The following is a 17,943-nucleotide window of genomic DNA, read 5'->3' as shown; positions in this document are numbered from 1 at the left end:
AGCCGCTGGGCCGTGCCGGCACAACCGGCCATGAACCGCTGGGCCGCTGGGCCGCTGGGCCGTTCTGGCTCAACCGGCCGTCTCCCCCGCCGGACGTCTCCTCACCGGCCCTTCCCCCACCGACCGGTCCTCCGGCCCAGCGGCTCCGGTCCGCAGCCCGCCGCCGCCACGGTCAGCACCGCCGCCAGCATCGCCCACCGCTCGTGTGCGGCGGACCAGCGCGGATCGTCCGCCTGGACGAACAATGCCCAGCCCTCCGGGGCAAGCAGCGGCACGAGCACGGCCGTGACCAGCAGGGCCGCCGCGACGAGCGGCCCTGGACGCGCCTCGTCCGTCAGCCGTACCGCCAGCGCGGCGGCGGCGAGGGCGAAGGCGCCCGCCGTCACCGCCTCCAGGGTGACTTCGCCGGCCGGGGGCCGCGACGCCGAGGGGGCCAGGAGCAGTACCGCCGTCCACCACATCGCGGCGAGCGGCGCGACCAGGGCCGCCCTCAGCGCCTGCCTCAGGAGCCTCGGCGTCGGCACGGGTGCGGTGAGCCGGCGGGCCGGGTCGTCCAGCAGGAAGGCCAGGCCGAGCGCACCGGACAGGGCGGCGCCCCTCAGCAGTAACAGCGTCTGCCAGGGCGCCGGTTCGGCGCCGGTGGCGGCCGGGGTGCCGACGACCAGCAGGCCCAGGGCCCCCGCTGCGGCCAGGGGACGCCAGGGGAGGGTGCGCCACAGCGGGCCGATCAGCTCCATCACCGCCGTCCCTCGCTGCTCCGTCAGTCCTCGCACGAGTCCGCCTTCTTCGGCTTGGCCACGCCCAGCACCTCGGCGACGTGTGCGGTCGTGACCCCGGGCGCGGTCAGTTCGGCCCAGTGCTTCTTGATGCGGGCACCGGTCCCGGCCGGCGGGTTCTCCAGCAGGCGGCGGACGACGTCCGTCTGCCCCTCCGTCATGGACAGCGGATTAGTGGGGGACAGGACGATCGCGGAGCCCGACACGCTGTCGTCGAGGCGGACCCGGCGCAGGGCGCCCATCGGGTCGTCCTGCCAGCTCAGCGAGAGCCACATGACGGTGACCATCCGCCCGTCGCACAGCTCGCTCCCGGCCTCCTCGGTGCCCGCGACAAGGACGGAGGCGACGGCGGTGGAGAACTCGGGGACGCGGTTGCCGCCCCAGGCGGTGCCGACGGTGACCCGGTGCGGTTCGGTCGAGGCGGGTATCGCGGCGTCGGTCCCCGGCCCGTACCGGGCGTCGATCCGCTGCCGCACGACGAGGGCCTGGTCGTGCGCGGCACCGCCGGCCACGGCCTGGACGCGGTCCACGACCCCTGCCCAGGTACCCGTACGCGGCCCCCACTCGGGAAAGGCGCAGTACGTCGAACCGCCGTGCTCGGTGCAGCTCAGGTCGGGGTGCGTCGAGGCCCGCTCGCGGGCCGCGGTCAGTTCCGACGACGGCTCCACGCCCCGGGCCTGGAGAACCCCGCCGGTCACCGCCCCCGCGAGGCTCAGGGCGAGGCCGGCCCGGACGAACGCGCCGCGCCCGCCGGCGACGGCCATGGCGAGGAAGGCCAGGCCCAGGGCCGCGCCGGCCAGGTACAGGGCGTGCCAGGCGGCGGGGCGCCCCATGAGGTCGGAGGGGAGGGAGTCGGGGCCGATCACGGAGACGGCCGGCGCCAGCCAGGACAGCCCGCTCTCCTCGCTCGGCCCGGTGCCCAGGACGAACACGAACAGCAGCACGACCACCAGCAGCGGCGCGGCGAAGGCCGACATCGTCAGCCGGCCGAGCAGCACTCCCAGCGCCCCGAACCCCAGCACCGTCAGCGGCCCCACGGCCAGCTCGGCCGGCGAACCGTGCCCGACCGCGCCGGGCTTGAACGCCTCCCAGCCGAACTGACCCGCCACGCACACGGCGGTGAGCAGGGCGGCCGGCAGGACGGACAGCGCGTGGCCCGCCGTGCGCTGCCAGGGCCGCAGGACCAGCACCGCGAAGTGGTGCTCGGTGCCGTGCCGTTGGGAACGCACGACGGCTCGGGCGGCGCCCAGCAGGACCGCGAGGCCGACGAGCATCGGCACGGACTGGGTGGCGCGGTCGGCGTCCTGGAGGGCGGGATACCCGTCCCAGGACGCCCGGGTGCGCCAGACGATCCACGCGACATACCCCACGAAGGCGATGACAACGGGGATGGTCAGCAGCAGCTTGCGCGCCTCGAACCGGGCGAGGGCGAGCACGGCCCGCGCACCCCGGTCGGGGAGCTGCGCCCGCACGGGCACGGCCTCCTCCGTCAGTACGGCGCTCACGCCGCCACCTCCGCGTCGTCGAGGACGAGCAGGTAGCCGTCCTCCAGGGTGGGTTCGGCCGGTTCGGCTCCCGGGGGTGGGTCCCCCACGTTGCGGAAGGAGCCGGTTCCGGTGCGCCACCCGGCCTTGGCGCCCGGGTCCTTCTCCGCACTGCTCCACACCCGCCCGGCGGCCCGCGCGGTCAGCTCGGCCGGGGTCCCCTCGAAGCGCACGACCCCGTCCGCCATGACGATCACCCGGTGGCAGAGCATCGCGACGTCCTCGGTCTGGTGGGTGGACAGCAGCACGGTCCGCCCCTCTCCCGCGCCGGCGATCAGCTCCCGGAACCGCATCCGCTGCTCCGGGTCGAGGCCGACGGTCGGCTCGTCCAGCACCAGGAACCCCGGGTCGCCGACCAGCGCGGCGGCCAGCGCGACCCGTTGCCGCATGCCCCCGGACAGCTTCTTGATCCGGCGTCCGCGCACGTCCCCGAGGTCGACCTCCTCCAGGACGCGCCGCACCTCGCGGTGGCGCTCCCGGCGGTCCGCCAGCTCCTTCAGGATCGCGACGTAGTCGACGAACTCGAAGGCGGTGAAGTCCGGGTGGAATCCCGGCGTCTGCGGCAGGTACCCGAGCCGCCGCCGCACCTCCTGCCGGCCTCGCGAGGTCCCGGGGTCGTGCCCCAGCACGGTGAAGGCGCCCCGGTCGGCGGGGACGGCGGTGGCGAGCACGCGCAGCAGCGTGGTCTTCCCGGCGCCGTTGGGACCGAGCAGCCCGGTGACGCCCGGGGTGAGCCGCAGCGACACGTCGTCGAGGGCGCGGGTACGCCCGTAGTGCAGGCTCAGCCCGGAGGCGGAGACGGTGGGGGTCATGCGGCACTCCCGTACGTGATGGGGATCAGGAGGAGAAGGGGCGGAAGAGAAGGGGTGGAGGAGGAGGGTCGGAAGAGGGGGCGGGGACGGGGGCGGGGGCGGGGCTCACAGGGTGCCGCGCAGGGAGACGTCGAACCGGTCCCGGAACAGGAACAGCAGCCCGGCGCCCAGCGCCGCCACCAGCCCGGACACGCCCTGACCGGCGGGCGTGAACGGCGCCAGGGGGTTGTCCGAGGACGCGCGGGCCAGGTCCGCGGCCAGCAGCACGGCGGACCAGGTGCCCACCAGCAGGGACGGGGCGAGCACGGGCCCCAGCCGGGGCGTCAGCGCGAGCCCGGACACGGTGAGCGCGAGCCCGGGCAGCAGCCAGGCCAGCGCGCCCGGGCCGAACCCGGGCAGCGCGAGGCTGGCCAGACCACCCACCGCGAGGGCCACGACCAGCACGGCGGACGTGCGGATCATCAGCAGCCGGAAGCCGTGCATCGGCGAGACGACGGCCATCTCGTACGTCGGGTCCAGCGCGGGTCCGTAGGCCAGCGCCACCGAGACCAACGGCAGCAGCGGAGCGCAGGCCAGGAACAGAGTGGGCCGGCCCGCGGCACCGGCCGATACCGCCACGAGGAAGGTCACGAACAGAACGGCGGCGAGCGCGCCGAACCAGGACCGGCGCAGTACGGGGGTGGCGGCGAGCAGCCGCGCCGTCCCGTCACGCGCGCCGCACCGCATCAGCAGCCGCTCGAACCGGCCCGGCCGCGGCGCGTCCAGCTCGGCGTCGAGCCGCTCCCAGCCCGCGGTCAGCGCGGCGGTGTCGCTCACCTCGGCGAGCGTGCCCCGGCAGGCGGCGCAGGCGGTCAAGTGGGTGTCGGCGGACCAGAGCGCGGGGGCCGTCAACTCGCCCCGGGCGTAGGCCCGCAGGTCGCCCTCGTCCACATGCCAGCCGCCCCGGTGACGGCTGTCCTCGATGCTCATGCCAGCGCCTCCCGCAGTTGCCGGCGGGCCCGCATGGCCCGCGTCTTGACCGTGCCCGGCGGGATGCCGAGCAGGACGGCCGCCTCACGGGTGGTCAGCCCGTCGACGACAGTGGCCTGGAGCACCGCGCGCAGCTCCGGCGAGAGCGTTATGAGCGCACCGGCGAGGTCGCCGTGCTCGACCCCGGCGAGGACGCGTTCCTCCGCCGAGACCTCGTCCCGGTGCCGCAGGCGGGCCAGCGCCTGCCTCAGCCGCCCCCGGGCGCCGTCGCCGCGCAGCCCGTCGATCAGCCGCCGTGACCCGATCCGCCACAGCCACCCGGCCACGTCGCCCTCCTCCCGGTAGCGGGCGCTGCCGCGCCAGACCGCGAGGAAGGTCTCCTGCACCACGTCGTCGACCATGGAGGCGTCGGCGCAGCGGCTGCGCATGCGGGCGGTCAGCCACGGCGCATACCGGCGGTACAGCTCCTCGAAGGCACGCCGGTCGGCATCCGCGGCGACGGCCCGCAGCAGCTCCCCGTCGCTTCTCGTTTCGCTCACATCTCCTCATCGCACGAGCCCGGCCGACCGGTTCACACGATCTCAGGGCGGCGCACAGGGACGTTTCGGAGACCCGCGGCTATCCCGCACGTCATGTCCCCGTAACCATTGATTCAGACAGCCTTGCGAGGCTCACCGAATGAAGCCGAGCGAGCCGCAGCCTTCCGGGCCTCCCGGCCCTCCCGGGTCCTCCGGCCCTCCCGGGTCCTCCGGCCCTCCCGGGTCCTCCGGCCCTCCCGGGTCCTCCGGCCCTCCCGGGTCCTCCGGGCCTTCCGGGTCCTCCGGGCCTTCCGGGTCGTCCTCCGGGCCTTCCGACGCGCCCGACCGGCGCGCGGCGCGGAAGAATGGGTTCATGAGGCAGCCGAACACCCAGGCAGAGGTCCAGCACACGCAGCCCTCCGTGGGCTCCATCGCGGCGCACCGCCCGGACACCGTGGCCGCCACGGTCTCCGGCCTGGAGCCGGACATCGACGCCGACCTCGACGCGTACGAGGAGTCGGAGGAGGCCCAGGAAGGCGGCGACCGGCTCCCGCAGGGCCGCTTCCTGGACCGCGAGCGGAGCTGGCTCGCGTTCAACGAGCGCGTGCTCGAACTGGCCGAGGACCCGAGCACACCGCTGCTGGAGCGGGCCAACTTCCTCGCGATCTTCGCCAGCAACCTGGACGAGTTCTTCATGGTCCGCGTCGCCGGCCTCAAGCGCCGCATCGCGACCGGCGTCGCCACCCGCTCCGCCTCCGGCCTCCAGCCCCGCGAGGTGCTGGACATGATCTGGGCCCGCTCCCGCGAGCTGATGGCCCGGCACGCCGCCTGCTTCCACGAGGACGTCGCCCCCGCCCTCGCCGACGAGGGCATCCACCTGGTCCGCTGGAACGAACTGGCCGAGAAGGAGCAGGCCCGCCTGTTCACCCTCTTCCGGCACCGGATCTTCCCGGTCCTCACGCCCCTGGCGGTGGACCCGGCGCACCCCTTCCCGTACATCTCGGGCCTCTCCCTCAACCTCGCGGTCGTCGTCCGCAACCCCGTCACGGGCCACCGCCACTTCGCCCGCGTCAAGGTCCCGCCGCTGCTCTCCCGTTTCCTGGAGGCCTCTCCGGGCCGCTACGTCCCCATCGAGGACGTCATCGCCGCCCACCTGGAGGAGCTGTTCCCGGGCATGGAGGTCCTGGAGCACCACACCTTCCGCCTGACCCGCAACGAGGACCTGGAGGTGGAGGAGGACGACGCGGAGAACCTGCTCCAGGCCCTGGAGAAGGAGCTGATGCGGCGGCGCCTGGGCCCGCCCGTGCGCCTGGAGGTCGAGGAGTCCGTCGACCGCGAGGTGCTCGACCTCCTCGTGCGCGAGCTGAAGATCGGCGAGGCCGAGGTCTACCCGCTGCCCGGCCCGCTCGACCTCACCGGCCTCTTCCGCATCCACAGCCTGGACCGGCCCGAGCTGAAGTACCCGAAGTTCGTCGCCGGCACCCACCGCGACCTCGCGGAGGTGGAGTCCGCGTCGGCGCCCGACATCTTCGCCGCCCTGCGCACCAAGGACGTCCTGCTCCACCACCCGTACGACTCCTTCTCCACCTCCGTGCAGGCGTTCCTGGAGCAGGCCGCCACCGACCCGGACGTCCTCGCGATCAAGCAGACGCTGTACCGGACCTCCGGCGACTCCCCCATAGTCGACGCGCTCATCGAGGCGGCCGAGTCCGGCAAGCAGGTGCTGGTCCTGGTCGAGATCAAGGCCCGCTTCGACGAGTCCGCCAACATCAAGTGGGCCCGCAAGCTGGAGGAGGCCGGCTGCCACGTCGTCTACGGCCTGGTGGGCCTGAAGACCCACTGCAAGCTCTCCCTGGTCGTACGCCAGGAGGGCGAGACCCTGCGCCGCTACAGCCACGTGGGCACCGGCAACTACCACCCGAAGACGGCCCGCCTCTACGAGGACCTCGGCCTGCTCACCGCGGACCCGCAGGTCGGCGCCGACCTCTCCGACCTGTTCAACCGCCTCTCCGGCTACTCCCGGCGCGAGACCTACCGCCGCCTGCTCGTCGCGCCGAAGTCGCTGCGCGACGGCCTGGTCTCCCGCATCCACAAGGAGATCCAGCACCACCGCGCCGGACGGCCCGCCTACGTCCGCATCAAGGTCAACTCGATGGTCGACGAGGCCGTGGTCGACGCCTGCTACCGCGCCTCCCGGGCCGGTGTCCCGGTCGACGTGTGGGTGCGCGGGATCTGCGCGCTGCGCCCGGGGGTGCCGGGCCTGTCGGAGAACATCCAGGTCCGCTCCGTGCTCGGCCGCTTCCTGGAGCACTCGCGGGTCTTCGCCTTCGGCAACGGCGGCGAGCCCGAGGTGTGGCTCGGCAGCGCCGACATGATGCACCGCAACCTCGACCGCCGGATAGAGGCCCTGGTCCGGGTCACCGACCCGGCCCACCGGGCGGCCCTGAACCGGCTCCTCGAGAACGGCATGTCCGACACCACCGCCTCCTGGCACCTGGGACCGGACGGCGAGTGGACCCGGCACGCGACCGACGCGGACGGCCAGCCCCTGCGCAACGTCCAGGAGATGCTCATAGACGCCCGGAGGCGCCGGCGTGGCACAGCGACACCTTGACCCGACCGACCCCACCGCCACCACGGGGCCGCCACGACCGGCCCGACCGGCTGAACCGGGCCGACCGGTTCGACCGGCTCAACCCGCGCGCACCTCGCGACCGGCGCGCGCGAGCGGGGACACGGGCCCGGGCCCGCACGCCGGGACGGGCCCGCAACCCGGGCCGGACCTCCGCACCGGCACGGAAACGGACGCCGGTAGGGAAACGGACGCCCGAGCGGTCCCGGTCCCGGACGCGGACCCCAACGCCCTGGCGGACTACCTGCGCGCCCAGGCCACGGAGTTCCTGCGCGCACTGCGCCGCCACCACGAGTCGGGGGCCGGAGCGGGCGCGGGAACGGGGCCGGGGCCGGGCGCGGCGTCCGGTGCCGCCCGGACCACCCCGCCCGCCGACGACGTGGACGCGGTCCGCGCCCTGCGCCGCGCGGCCCGCCGCATCAGCGGCACCCTGCACACCTTCCAGCCGCTGCTGGACGCGGGCTGGGCCGAGGAGATGCGCCCCGAGCTGGCCTGGCTGTCCGGCACGCTGGCGATGGAGCACGCGTACGCGGCCCGACTGGACCGGCTGCTCCAGGCCCTGCACCGGCTGTCCGGCTCGTCGGCGTTCCCGGCCCCGCGCCCGACGGACCGGACGACACCCGCCACCGTCCCGACGACCACGACCACGACCGCCACCGCCACCGCCACCGCCGCTGGAGCCACCGCGCCGGCCGGCGGGCCCGCCTCCGCCCGCCCGGCGTCCCCGGACCGCGGCAGCCTCACCGTGGGCGCGGCCAAGGCGGGCGCGCTGCTCGACCGGCAGCTCACGCTGGCCCGTACCCGGGCGCACTCGACCGCCCTCCAGGCGCTGGGCAGCAGCCGCTTCCACGCCGTGGCGGACAAGATCGCCTTACTGGCCAGCGAGGTCCCGCTGCGTGCCCCCGGCCGCCCGGACCGCGCCGCCGCCCCCGCCACCTCCGCCCCCGCAACCGGCCCCGGGACCACGCCCTCCCCGGACCTGCGCCCGCTGGCCGCCGCCGCCGAGGAGCGCCTCACCGACGCCGTGGCCGCCCTGCCCCTGGTCGCCGCGGGCAGTCCGTACAACGCCCAGGCACTGGTCCACGGGCTCTCGCCGGACCCGGCCCCGCACCCCCAGGACGCCCCGTGGCACCAGGTCCGCCTGCTGCTGCGCCTGCACCGTTACGCCCTGGAGGCCCTGGCCGGCGCGGACGCCGGGAGCGCCCGGGACGCGGTGGACGTACGGCTCCTCGCGGCCGGGGAGGCCCTGGACCGCCACCGCGACGCCTCCGAGGCCGCCGCGGCCGCCGCCCAGGCCGCGCGCACCCCGCGCATCGCCCCGGCGACGGCGTACGCGCTCGGGGTGCTCCACGCCGACCAGCGGCATGAGGTGGAGGCGGCGAGGTACGCGTTCCAGCACTGCTGGCGCAAAGAGCCGATCAGGCTGCCGTAGGACGAAGGACCAAAGACGACGGACGAGGAACGACGGGCCAAAGACGACGGACGACGGACGAGGAACGAGGGAGACGTGAGCACGCCGTGAGCCCCCGGGACGACGAGACCACCACCGTCCGTGCGGCCGGCTGCGTCCTGTGGCGCCCCGCGCCCGCAACCGCACCCGCACCCGCGACCGCGACCGTGTCCTCACACCCATCCCCGCACCCGCACCCGCACCGTCCGTCCCTGCCCCTGCCCCCGCACCCGCCCCCCGGCCTGCTGGAGCTGTGCCTCGTCCACCGTCCGAAGTACGACGACTGGTCGCACCCGAAGGGCAAACTGAAGCGGGGCGAGGACCCGCTGGCGGGCGCCCTGCGCGAGGTCGCCGAAGAGACGGGGTACGCCGCCGTACCGGGCGCCGAACTGCCCACCGTGCGCTACCTCGCCAACGGCCGCCCCAAGGAGGTCCGCTACTGGGCCGCGGCGGCCGGCCCCGGCGCCTTCGAACCGTCCGACGAGGTCGACCGCATCCTGTGGCTGGCCCCCGACGCGGCCCGCGCCCGCCTCACGCAGCCCCGGGACCGGGACCTCGTCGACGCACTGCTGGCGACGTGCCCGCCCGGAACCAACGCCTGAGCCCCCTGAGCCCGGCGCCCGAGCCCAGCGCCTGAACCGGCCCTCGGACCACCCCGGAACCGGCCCGTGTCCTCGACGTAAGCGTTCCGTGACCTCACCGCACCGTCCTCAGGGGTTCACCCCGCGTTCATTTACGCCCTTCGGCGCCTTCATCTCATCTGCCTAATTTCGGCCTTACCACTCCTCGCACGCCGCCGAATTCAGGACGGCGGCTCCTGGAAGGAACTCCCTCAAGTGAAGCTTCAGCGCATGAACCGGCGGGTCCTCGCTCTCGGTGCTCTCGCCGTCTCCGGCGCCCTGGCCCTCACGGCGTGCGGCTCCGACGACACCGGCGGCAACAGCGACGGCGGCGGCTCCAGCGCCCCGGCCGCCAACAGCAACATCAAGTGCGACGACGCCAAGGGCCAGCTCCAGGCCTCCGGCTCCTCCGCCCAGAAGAACGCGATCGACGCCTGGGTCAAGCAGTACGTCGCCGCCTGCAAGGGCGTACAGATCAACTACAACCCGACCGGTTCCGGCGCGGGCATCACCGCGTTCACCCAGGGCCAGACCGCGTTCGCCGGTTCGGACTCCGCGCTGAAGCCCGAGGAGATCGAGGCCTCGAAGAAGGTCTGCACCGACGGCCAGGCCATCGACCTGCCGATGGTCGGCGGCCCGATCGCGGTCGGCTTCAACGTCCCGGGCGTCGACACCCTCGTGCTGGACGCCCCGACGATGGCCAAGATCTTCGACAGCAAGATCACCAACTGGAACGACGAGGCCATCAAGAAGCTCAACCCCGACGCCAAGCTCCCCGACCTGAAGATCCAGGCCTTCCACCGCTCGGACGAGTCCGGCACCACGGACAACTTCACCAAGTACCTCAAGGCCGCCGCGCCCGACGACTGGAAGTACGAGGGCGGCAAGTCCTGGGAGGCCAAGGGCGGCCAGTCCGCGCAGGGCTCCGCCGGCCTGGCCGGTCAGGTCAAGCAGACCTCCGGCGCCATCTCGTACTTCGAGCTGTCCTACGCCAAGGACGGCATCAAGACCGTCGACGTCAAGACCGCGGCCGCCGAGCCGGTCAAGGCCACCGTCGAGAACGCCACCGCCGCCATCGGCGCGGCCAAGGTCGTCGGCACCGGCAAGGACCTCGCCCTGGAGCTGGACTACACCCCGGACGCCGCGGGCGCCTACCCGCTGGTCCTGGTGACGTACGAGATCGCCTGCGACAAGGGCAACAAGGCGGACACCCTGCCCGCCACCAAGTCCTTCCTGAACTACATGGCCTCGGAGGACGGCCAGGGCCTGCTGGCGGACGCCGGTTACGCCCCGATGCCCACCGAGATCATCACCAAGGTCCGCGAGACCATCTCGGGCCTGAGCTGACCCGAGTGCGGTCCGGTCCCCCGCGGGACCTGCTCCGTCCCGGCCGCCCGGGACGGACGGTGTCCCCGCCGGGGAGACCGGGCCGCACCGTCCGGTGCACCGCCGCCAGGAGCCCCCGACCGGGGCTCCGCCCGAGCCGTCGGCCACGACGGCTCCGCAGACCGGAGAACCCGATGGACATGACAACGGACACCCAGAAGCCAGCACCCTCCCCCACACCCCAGCCGCCCGCGCCCGCGGACAAGGGCGCCGCCCGCGGCGTCACCCGCCCCGGCGACCGGATCTTCGTCGGACTCTCCCGCGGGTCCGGCATCCTCGTGCTGGTCCTCATGGCCGCCATCGCGGCCTTCCTCTCCTACCGCGCCTACCTCGCCATCAGCGAGGACGAGGCGAACTTCTTCACCAGCTTCGAATGGAACCCGACCGGCTCCCCGCCGGAGTTCGGCATCGCGGTCCTGGCCTACGGCACCATCGTGTCGTCGGTCATCGCCATGGCCATCGCCGTCCCGGTCTCGGTCGGCATCGCGCTGTTCATCACGCACTACGCCCCGCGCAAGCTGGGCGGTCTGATCGGCTACGTGATCGACCTGCTCGCCGCCGTGCCCTCGATCGTCTACGGCCTGTGGGGCGCCCTCGTCCTCGTGCCGCACCTGGACGGCCTCTACGGCTGGCTGGACGAGTACCTCGGCTGGACCGGCGTCTTCGAGTGGAACGGCGGCGCCGGGCGCTCGCTGTTCACCGTGGGCATCCTGCTCGCGATCATGATCCTGCCGATCATCACCAACGTCAGCCGTGAGGTCTTCCGCCAGGTCCCGCGCATGCACGAGGAGGCCGCCCTGGCCCTCGGCGCCACGCGCTGGGAGGTCATCCGGATGTCGGTGCTGCCCTTCGGCCGCTCCGGCGTCATCTCCGCCTCGATGCTCGGCCTCGGGCGCGCGCTCGGCGAGACGATGGCCGTGGCGATGGTGCTCTCCCCGACCTTCGACATCAGCCCGAGCCTGCTCGACCCGGGCGGCGGCACCTTCGCCCAGAACATCGCGAGCAAGTTCAACGAGGCCACCCAGATGGGCCGCGACGCCCTGATCGCCTCCGGCCTGGTCCTGTTCGTCATCACCCTGCTGGTCAACGGCGGCGCCCGCATGATCATCGCCCGCCGCAAGGAGTACTCGGGGGCCAACGCATGAGCAACGCAACCCTGACCCCCGCCCCCAGGAACCGCAGCTCCCTGCGCGCGGCCACCCTGCCCAAGTGGTTCCCGTGGGCGGTCGCGGCCGGCTCGGTCCTCCTCGGCCTCGGCATCAGCGCCGCCGCCGGGCTGAACAGCAGCATCCAGTGGGCCCTGATCGCCGCGGTCCTCTTCGTCGCCGGCTCCTACGGCATCTCCGCCCGCGTCGAGGGCGGACGGCAGGCCAAGGACCGGGTCGCGACCAGCATGGTGTGGGTCGCGTTCCTGCTGGCGCTGATCCCGCTGCTCTCCCTGATCTGGGAGACCGTGAAGCAGGGCGTGAAGGTCCTCGACGGCTACTTCCTGACCCACTCGATGGGCGTGGTCGGCGACGCGGAGCCCGGCGGCGGCATCTACCACGCGATCCTCGGCACCCTGGAGCAGGTCGGCCTCGCCACGCTGATCTCCGTGCCGGTCGGTGTGCTCACCGCGATCTACCTGGTCGAGTACGGCCGGGGCAGGCTCGCCAAGGCCGTCACCTTCTTCGTGGACGTCATGACGGGCATCCCGTCGATCGTCGCCGGCCTGTTCGTCCTCAGCCTGTGGGTGCTGATCCTGGACATGGGCCCGTCCGGCGTCGCCGGCTCCTTCGCCCTGTGCATCCTGATGATCCCGGTCGTCGTGCGCTCCACCGAGGAGATGCTCAAGCTCGTCCCGAACGAGCTGCGCGAGGCGTCCCTCGCCCTGGGCGTGCCGAAGTGGCGCACGATCCTCAAGGTGGTCCTGCCGACCTCCGTCGGCGGCATCGTCACCGGCGTGATGCTGGCCGTCGCCCGCATCACCGGCGAGACGGCGCCCGTACTGCTGCTGGTCTGGGGCACCGACTTCATCAACGCGAACCCCTTCAAGGACCCGCAGGAGTCGCTGCCGATGTACATCTACCTGCAGTACGGCGCGGGCTCCGAGGCGGCCCACGACCGTGCGTGGGCGGCGGCCCTGACGCTCATCGCCTTCATCATGATCCTCAACCTCGCGGCCCGCGGCATCGCCCGCTGGAAGGCCCCGCGGTGACATGGGTGCGGCTGCCGCCGCACTGCCGGTCGCTGACGCGACCCACCGAAGCACAGTCCGCGACCGGACCCCGAAAGAAGCAGTGATACCCATGGCCAAGCGCATAGACGTCAGCGGCCTCAACGCCTACTACGGCTCCTTCCTGGCCATCGAGGACATCTCGATGACCGTCGAGCCCCGCTCCGTGACGGCCTTCATCGGCCCCTCCGGCTGCGGCAAGTCCACCTTCCTGCGCACGCTCAACCGCATGCACGAGGTCACCCCCGGCGGCCGCGTCGACGGCAAGGTGATGCTGGACGACGAGAACCTCTACGGCGCGGGCGTCGACCCGGTGGCCGTGCGCCGCGAGGTCGGCATGGTCTTCCAGCGCCCGAACCCGTTCCCGACCATGTCGGTCTACGACAACGTGGCGGCGGGCCTGCGCCTGAACGGCAAGTACAAGAAGTCCGAGATGGACGGCATCGTCGAGAAGTCCCTGCGCGGCGCCAACCTCTGGAACGAGGTCAAGGACCGCCTGAACAAGCCCGGCTCCGGCCTCTCCGGCGGCCAGCAGCAGCGCCTGTGCATCGCCAGGGCGATCGCGGTCGAGCCGAACGTGCTGCTCATGGACGAGCCCTGCTCCGCCCTGGACCCGATCTCCACCCTGGCCATCGAGGACCTGATCGGTGAGCTGAAGGAGCGGTTCACGATCGTCATCGTGACGCACAACATGCAGCAGGCGGCGCGCGTCTCGGACCGCACGGCGTTCTTCAACCTGGCGGCGGTCGGCCAGCCCGGCAAGCTGATCGAGATCGACGAGACGGAGCGCATCTTCTCCAACCCGTCGGTCCAGGCCACGGAGGACTACATCTCCGGCCGCTTCGGCTAGACCGGCCGCTTCGGCTGGACCGGCCGCTTCGGCTGGACCCGCCCCTCCGACCCCTCGCGGTGCTGCATGGCGGTGCCACCGCGAGGAGCACAAGGGCCCGCCCCCGGAATCCGGGGGCGGGCCCATCGCCGTACCTGGGGCGCCGCGGCTACAGGAACGCCAGGTTCACGATCCAGAACGACACCGCGGCCACCACCGCGGCGGCCGGCATCGTGATGAACCACCCCATGATGATGTTCTTCGCGACCCCCCACCGCACGGCGTTGACCCGCTTCGTCGCCCCCACACCCATGATCGCCGAGGTGATCACGTGCGTCGTCGAGATCGGCGCGTGGAAGATGAACGCCGACCCGAACATGATCGACGCCCCCGTCGTCTCCGCGGCGAACCCCTGCGGCGGATCCAACTCGATGATCTTCCGCCCCAGCGTCCGCATGATCCGCCAGCCGCCGGCGTACGTCCCCGCGGACAGCATCAGCGCGCAGGCGAGCTTCACCCACACCGGGATCGGGTCGCCGTAGTCCTCGACGTCGGCGATGACCAGGGCCATCACCACGATGCCCATCGTCTTCTGCGCGTCCTGCAGACCGTGACCCAGCGCCATGCCCGCCGCCGACACCGTCTGCGCGATGCGGAAGCCGCGCTTGGCCTTGTGCGGATTGGCCCGCCGGAAGATCCACATGATCACCGTCATCACCAGGTAACCGGCGAGCAGACCGATCACCGGCGACACGAACATGGGGACGACGATCTTGTCGACGACCCCGTGCCAGTACACGGTCGTGCTCCCGGCCAGCGCCGCGCCGACCATGCCGCCGAACAGTGCGTGCGAGGACGAGGACGGCAGCCCGAAGTACCAGGTGATGAGGTTCCACACGATGGCGCCGACGAGCGCGGCGAAGAGGATCCCCATCCCCTTGGAACCCTCGGGGGTCTGGATCACCCCCTCACTGACGGTCTTGGCGACCCCGGATCCCATGAACGCACCGGCCAGGTTCATGACCGCGGCCATGGCGAGCGCCGCGCGGGGCGTCAGCGCACGCGTCGACACCGAGGTGGCGATCGCGTTGGCCGAATCGTGGAAGCCGTTGGTGTACGTGAAGAAGAGCGCGACCCCGATGGTCACGACCAGAGCGAAGGTGTCCATGAACGGCTCAGGACTCCTTGACGGCGATGGTCTCCACCGTGTTCGCCACGTGCTCGAACGCGTCGGCCGCTTCCTCCAGCACGTCCACGATCTGCTTCAGCTTGAGCACCTCGATGGCCTCGTACTTGCCGTTGAAGAGGTGGGCGAGCAGCTTGCGGTGGATCTGGTCGGCCTGGTTCTCCAGGCGGTTGACCTCGATCCAGTACTCGGTGAGGTTGTCCATCGTGCGCAGGTTCGGCATGGCCTCGGCGGTCAGCTCGGCGGCCCGCGCCAGCACCTCGATCTGCTGCTCGACGCCCTTGGGCAGTTCCTCGATGTTGTAGAGGACGACCAGGTCGACGGCCTCCTCCATGAAGTCCATGATGTCGTCGAGGGACGAGGCGAGGTTGTAGATGTCCTCGCGGTCGAAGGGTGTGATGAACGAGGAGTTCAACTGGTGGAAGATCGCGTGCGTCGCGTCGTCACCCGCGTGTTCGGCGGCCCGCATACGCTCTGCGATCTCGGCCCGGGCGGATGCGTCCGCCCCGAGCAGTTCCATCAGGAGCTTGGAGCCCGTGACGATGTTGTCCGCGGATGCGGCGAACATGTCGTAGAAGCTCGTCTCCCTGGGGGTCAGACGAAAGCGCACGTGGGGTCCTCGGGGTGCATCGGTTTCGGTCAGGCTGATGCTAGGCGCATCATCCGGCCACTGCTAACGGGCCGTCCCCCAGTGTCGCGCATCGGGCAGAGTGATGAGCAGGGGGGCGACGCCGGCCACTGCGGCAAGGCTCCCTTACCCGGGAAAGTTCGTTACCATATACCCACCAGGGGTATATGTCCGCTATCTCTCGAATCCTGCTGGAGGACGCGATGACGACCACCGAGGCCGGCGCGGGTGCGCCCTCCGCCACGACGGACCAGCCGGAGCACCCGGTCGAGACGGACGGCACGGACATCGTGACCGACCACGACCGCGGGGTGCACGGATACCACAAGCAGAAGGACGAGCACCTCAAGCGCCTGCGCCGCATCGAGGGCCAGATCCGCGGCCTGCAGCGCATGGTCGACGAGGACGTCTACTGCATCGACATACTGACCCAGGTCTCCGCCTCCACGAAGGCCCTGCAGTCCTTCGCGCTGCAGCTCCTGGAGGAGCACCTGCGCCACTGCGTCGCCGACGCGGCCCTCAAGGGCGGCACCGAGATCGACGCCAAGGTGGAAGAGGCGACGAAGGCCATCGGCCGCCTACTGCGCACGTGAGCGCTCCTCGGCCACGCGCAGCACCTTGTCGATGCTCTCCAGGCTGAGCCGCTCCCGGGCGGCCGAAGCCGCGATGATCAGCTCGCCGCACAGCTCGATCTCGGCGAGGGCCACGTGGTCCTGAACCGCCGTACCGCCGACCGGAGCCACACGCGTCACCTCGTCCCTGCCGTCACCGACTTCCTAGAGTAGGGAGCGGCCTACGCACCGCGCATGGCACGGAAGGGCTAGTTCTTGCCGTCCACCGCCGCACCGCCCGGCTCCTCGGCGATCCGGCCCGCGTAGATGTCCCGGTCCTCGGGCAGCCGTACGCGGACCGCGGCGCCGAAGTCGTAGAGCAGCGTCGTCGAGGCGACGTCCACGGTGCCGGTGCCGTCCTCGTGCCCGTTGGCGAAACTGAAGCGGTGCCGGACCTTGCGGATGCGGCCCTCGTCGTCGAGGTAGGCGTCGAAAGGCACCTCGGCGGTGGCGAACCCCTCGGCGGCCGCCGCCAGCGCCTCCTTGTTCGCCCGGGAGGCGCCGCGCGCGGCCTGCGCGAGATCCGCGGTGCCCCGGTAGTGCCGCACCTCGGTCCCGGCCAGCTCGGTGCGTCCCACGTACGTGGCCGTCCGCGTCCCGCGCAGCACCTCGGCGGCGGCGAACGGATCCGTGGCCCCGCCGGTCACCAGGTTCCCGTCGGACAGCGAGGCGGTCTCCACCCGCACCCACTTGTCGTCGGGGACACCGGCCCCCCGGTTCTTCATGAACAGGGCGCCCGGGGCGAGCAGTTCGGTGATCGGCCGGTGCTCGCTCGCCCCCGCCGGGTCCTGCGGCAGCCGCACCTTCAACTGCCCGAGCCGCTCCTCGAAGTCGTACACGCCCTCGCCCCGGATGGTCACCCGCGTCCCGCCGCTGGCCATCTGCATCGCGGTGCGCGCCTTGGCGCTCCCGGCGGCCACCAGGCGGTCGGCCGCCCGGTGCAGCACGGCGACCGGATCGCCCCCGCCCGCGCCCTCGACGGAGGCCCCCTGGCCGGCGCCGGAGCACCCGGCGCCGGCGAGACACAGGCAGACCGCACCGCCGGTGAGGGCGAGGCCGCCGCCCCTCCTCCTGCTCCGCAGCTTCTGCTCCCGCCCGACCATCGCCACCTGCTATCCCAGCCGTCACGCCCGTTCCGGACCCCCTGCCGTCCCGCTTAACGAGGGGCAGGCGACCCCGGTAACGTTGTGGGCGTGGCGCAGCAGGACGGTCTCGAAGCCCCCGGGGACGCCCCGGAACACCTCACGACAACGGTCGAACAGGGCCCCTTCTGCCTGGCCCGCTGCACCTGCGGCTGGCGCGGCCCCGCCAGAAGAGCCAGGAGCCAGGCCCGCACCGACGCGGCGTCCCACGCCACGTCCTGACCTGCGGACAGCCGCACCGAGCCGGCCGACGTTCCTGACCTGCGGACGGCCGCACCGGGCGGGTCGGCACGACGGCCCGCGCAGGCGGCACCCGGCCGGCGCCGCTCCTCCCTCCCGCGCCAAAACCACCACCGCCACCGCCGCCGTACACCTGTACAGCCGACGCCCGGGGAACCCCGCCCCCCGCGCCTCCGTCTCCCTCCAAGACCCCCCACGGGACCGCGGAGGCGACATGCACCGGCGCACCTTCCTGACCACCACCACAGCCGCAGCCCTCACCGCAACCACCGGCACCGCCTGCACGGGCGGGGACCAGCCCGCCGGCACCGACCCCAAACCCGCGACAACGACCACCCCCACCACCCACACCCCCGCCAGACCCCACACCCGCACGACCACCCCC

General features: G+C 72.6%; 18 protein-coding genes. 9 read left to right on the top strand and 9 right to left on the bottom strand.

The genetic code is table 11. The features are described from left to right. Window positions 1-101: 101 nt before the first annotated feature. From IG88_RS0135125 to IG88_RS0135105, 5 genes are all read right to left on the bottom strand, one after another. Complete coding sequence (locus tag IG88_RS0135125) at window positions 102-773, bottom strand: hypothetical protein (RefSeq protein ID WP_031050127.1); 672 nt, start codon at window positions 771-773, stop codon at window positions 102-104. Beyond that, on the bottom strand, window positions 761-2,281 hold the full coding sequence (locus IG88_RS0135120) for a hypothetical protein (RefSeq protein ID WP_031050125.1): 1,521 nt from the start codon (window positions 2,279-2,281) through the stop codon (window positions 761-763). Before IG88_RS0135120 ends, IG88_RS0135125 begins: the two co-directional genes overlap by 13 nt. Next, a complete protein-coding gene (locus tag IG88_RS0135115; RefSeq protein ID WP_031050122.1) occupies window positions 2,278-3,132 on the bottom strand; it encodes an ABC transporter ATP-binding protein in 855 nt (284 codons plus the stop codon). Before IG88_RS0135115 ends, IG88_RS0135120 begins: the two co-directional genes overlap by 4 nt. Window positions 3,133-3,237: 105 nt before the next feature. Further along, window positions 3,238-4,101 (bottom strand): hypothetical protein, encoded by an 864-nt coding sequence (locus IG88_RS0135110; protein ID WP_031050120.1) that lies wholly within the window; start codon window positions 4,099-4,101, stop codon window positions 3,238-3,240. Beyond that, on the bottom strand, window positions 4,098-4,640 hold the full coding sequence (locus IG88_RS0135105) for an RNA polymerase sigma factor (protein ID WP_031050118.1): 543 nt from the start codon (window positions 4,638-4,640) through the stop codon (window positions 4,098-4,100). Before IG88_RS0135105 ends, IG88_RS0135110 begins: the two co-directional genes overlap by 4 nt. A gap of 352 nt (window positions 4,641-4,992) precedes the next feature. On the opposite strand from IG88_RS0135105, the gene IG88_RS0135100 reads away from it, so the two are divergent. The 7 genes from IG88_RS0135100 to pstB all read left to right on the top strand — a co-directional run bounded on the left by IG88_RS0135100 (window position 4,993) and on the right by pstB (window position 13,772). Further along, on the top strand, window positions 4,993-7,233 hold the full coding sequence (locus IG88_RS0135100) for an RNA degradosome polyphosphate kinase (protein ID WP_031050115.1): 2,241 nt from the start codon (window positions 4,993-4,995) through the stop codon (window positions 7,231-7,233). Window positions 7,234-7,483: 250 nt separating this feature from the next. Then, complete coding sequence (locus IG88_RS0135095; protein WP_031050112.1) at window positions 7,484-8,683, top strand: CHAD domain-containing protein; 1,200 nt, start codon at window positions 7,484-7,486, stop codon at window positions 8,681-8,683. An 86-nt stretch (window positions 8,684-8,769) separates the two neighbouring features. Further along, on the top strand, window positions 8,770-9,303 hold the full coding sequence (locus tag IG88_RS39470) for an NUDIX hydrolase (RefSeq protein ID WP_031050109.1): 534 nt from the start codon (window positions 8,770-8,772) through the stop codon (window positions 9,301-9,303). A gap of 234 nt (window positions 9,304-9,537) precedes the next feature. Continuing rightward, the gene (gene pstS / locus IG88_RS0135085; protein WP_031050104.1) at window positions 9,538-10,668 is read left to right on the top strand and encodes a phosphate ABC transporter substrate-binding protein PstS; all 1,131 of its coding nucleotides are present in this window, start codon (window positions 9,538-9,540) and stop codon (window positions 10,666-10,668) included. A 173-nt stretch (window positions 10,669-10,841) separates the two neighbouring features. Beyond that, entirely contained in the window at window positions 10,842-11,852 is a 1,011-nt protein-coding gene (pstC, locus tag IG88_RS0135080; RefSeq protein WP_031050102.1) for a phosphate ABC transporter permease subunit PstC, read from the top strand. Then, entirely contained in the window at window positions 11,849-12,904 is a 1,056-nt protein-coding gene (pstA, locus tag IG88_RS0135075) for a phosphate ABC transporter permease PstA (protein ID WP_031050100.1), read from the top strand. Before pstC ends, pstA begins: the two co-directional genes overlap by 4 nt. A 91-nt stretch (window positions 12,905-12,995) precedes the next feature. Further along, window positions 12,996-13,772, top strand: coding sequence for a phosphate ABC transporter ATP-binding protein PstB (pstB, locus tag IG88_RS0135070; RefSeq protein WP_031050098.1), 777 nt, complete (start codon window positions 12,996-12,998; stop codon window positions 13,770-13,772). A 148-nt stretch (window positions 13,773-13,920) separates the two neighbouring features. Here pstB and pitH read toward each other — a convergent pair whose 3' ends face one another. Both pitH and IG88_RS0135060 read right to left on the bottom strand, forming a co-directional pair. After that, window positions 13,921-14,919, bottom strand: a complete 999-nt coding sequence (gene pitH, locus IG88_RS0135065) for a low-affinity phosphate transporter PitH (protein WP_031050097.1) — start codon at window positions 14,917-14,919, stop codon at window positions 13,921-13,923. A 7-nt stretch (window positions 14,920-14,926) separates the two neighbouring features. Next, complete coding sequence (locus IG88_RS0135060) at window positions 14,927-15,547, bottom strand: DUF47 domain-containing protein (protein WP_030403626.1); 621 nt, start codon at window positions 15,545-15,547, stop codon at window positions 14,927-14,929. Window positions 15,548-15,768: 221 nt separating this feature from the next. On the opposite strand from IG88_RS0135060, the gene IG88_RS0135055 reads away from it, so the two are divergent. After that, entirely contained in the window at window positions 15,769-16,158 is a 390-nt protein-coding gene (locus IG88_RS0135055) for a metal-sensitive transcriptional regulator (protein WP_031050096.1), read from the top strand. Here IG88_RS0135055 and IG88_RS43970 read toward each other — a convergent pair. Continuing rightward, window positions 16,144-16,308, bottom strand: a complete 165-nt coding sequence (locus IG88_RS43970) for a hypothetical protein (protein ID WP_199807537.1) — start codon at window positions 16,306-16,308, stop codon at window positions 16,144-16,146. The genes IG88_RS0135055 and IG88_RS43970 overlap by 15 nt on opposite strands. A 77-nt stretch (window positions 16,309-16,385) precedes the next feature. Next, window positions 16,386-17,279 (bottom strand): hypothetical protein, encoded by an 894-nt coding sequence (locus tag IG88_RS0135045; protein WP_031050095.1) that lies wholly within the window; start codon window positions 17,277-17,279, stop codon window positions 16,386-16,388. A 90-nt stretch (window positions 17,280-17,369) separates the two neighbouring features. On the opposite strand from IG88_RS0135045, the gene IG88_RS43965 reads away from it, so the two are divergent. Further along, window positions 17,370-17,540 carry a hypothetical protein gene (locus IG88_RS43965; RefSeq protein ID WP_199807535.1) on the top strand — a complete coding sequence of 57 codons (171 nt, stop codon included), beginning with the start codon at window positions 17,370-17,372 and terminating at the stop codon, window positions 17,538-17,540. The last annotated feature ends 403 nt before the right edge of the window (window positions 17,541-17,943 follow it).

This window comes from Streptomyces sp. NRRL F-5650, from assembly GCF_000721365.1.
Lineage (GTDB): Bacteria > Actinomycetota > Actinomycetes > Streptomycetales > Streptomycetaceae > Streptomyces > Streptomyces ardesiacus.
This window is presented reverse-complemented; position numbering and strand designations above follow the sequence as displayed.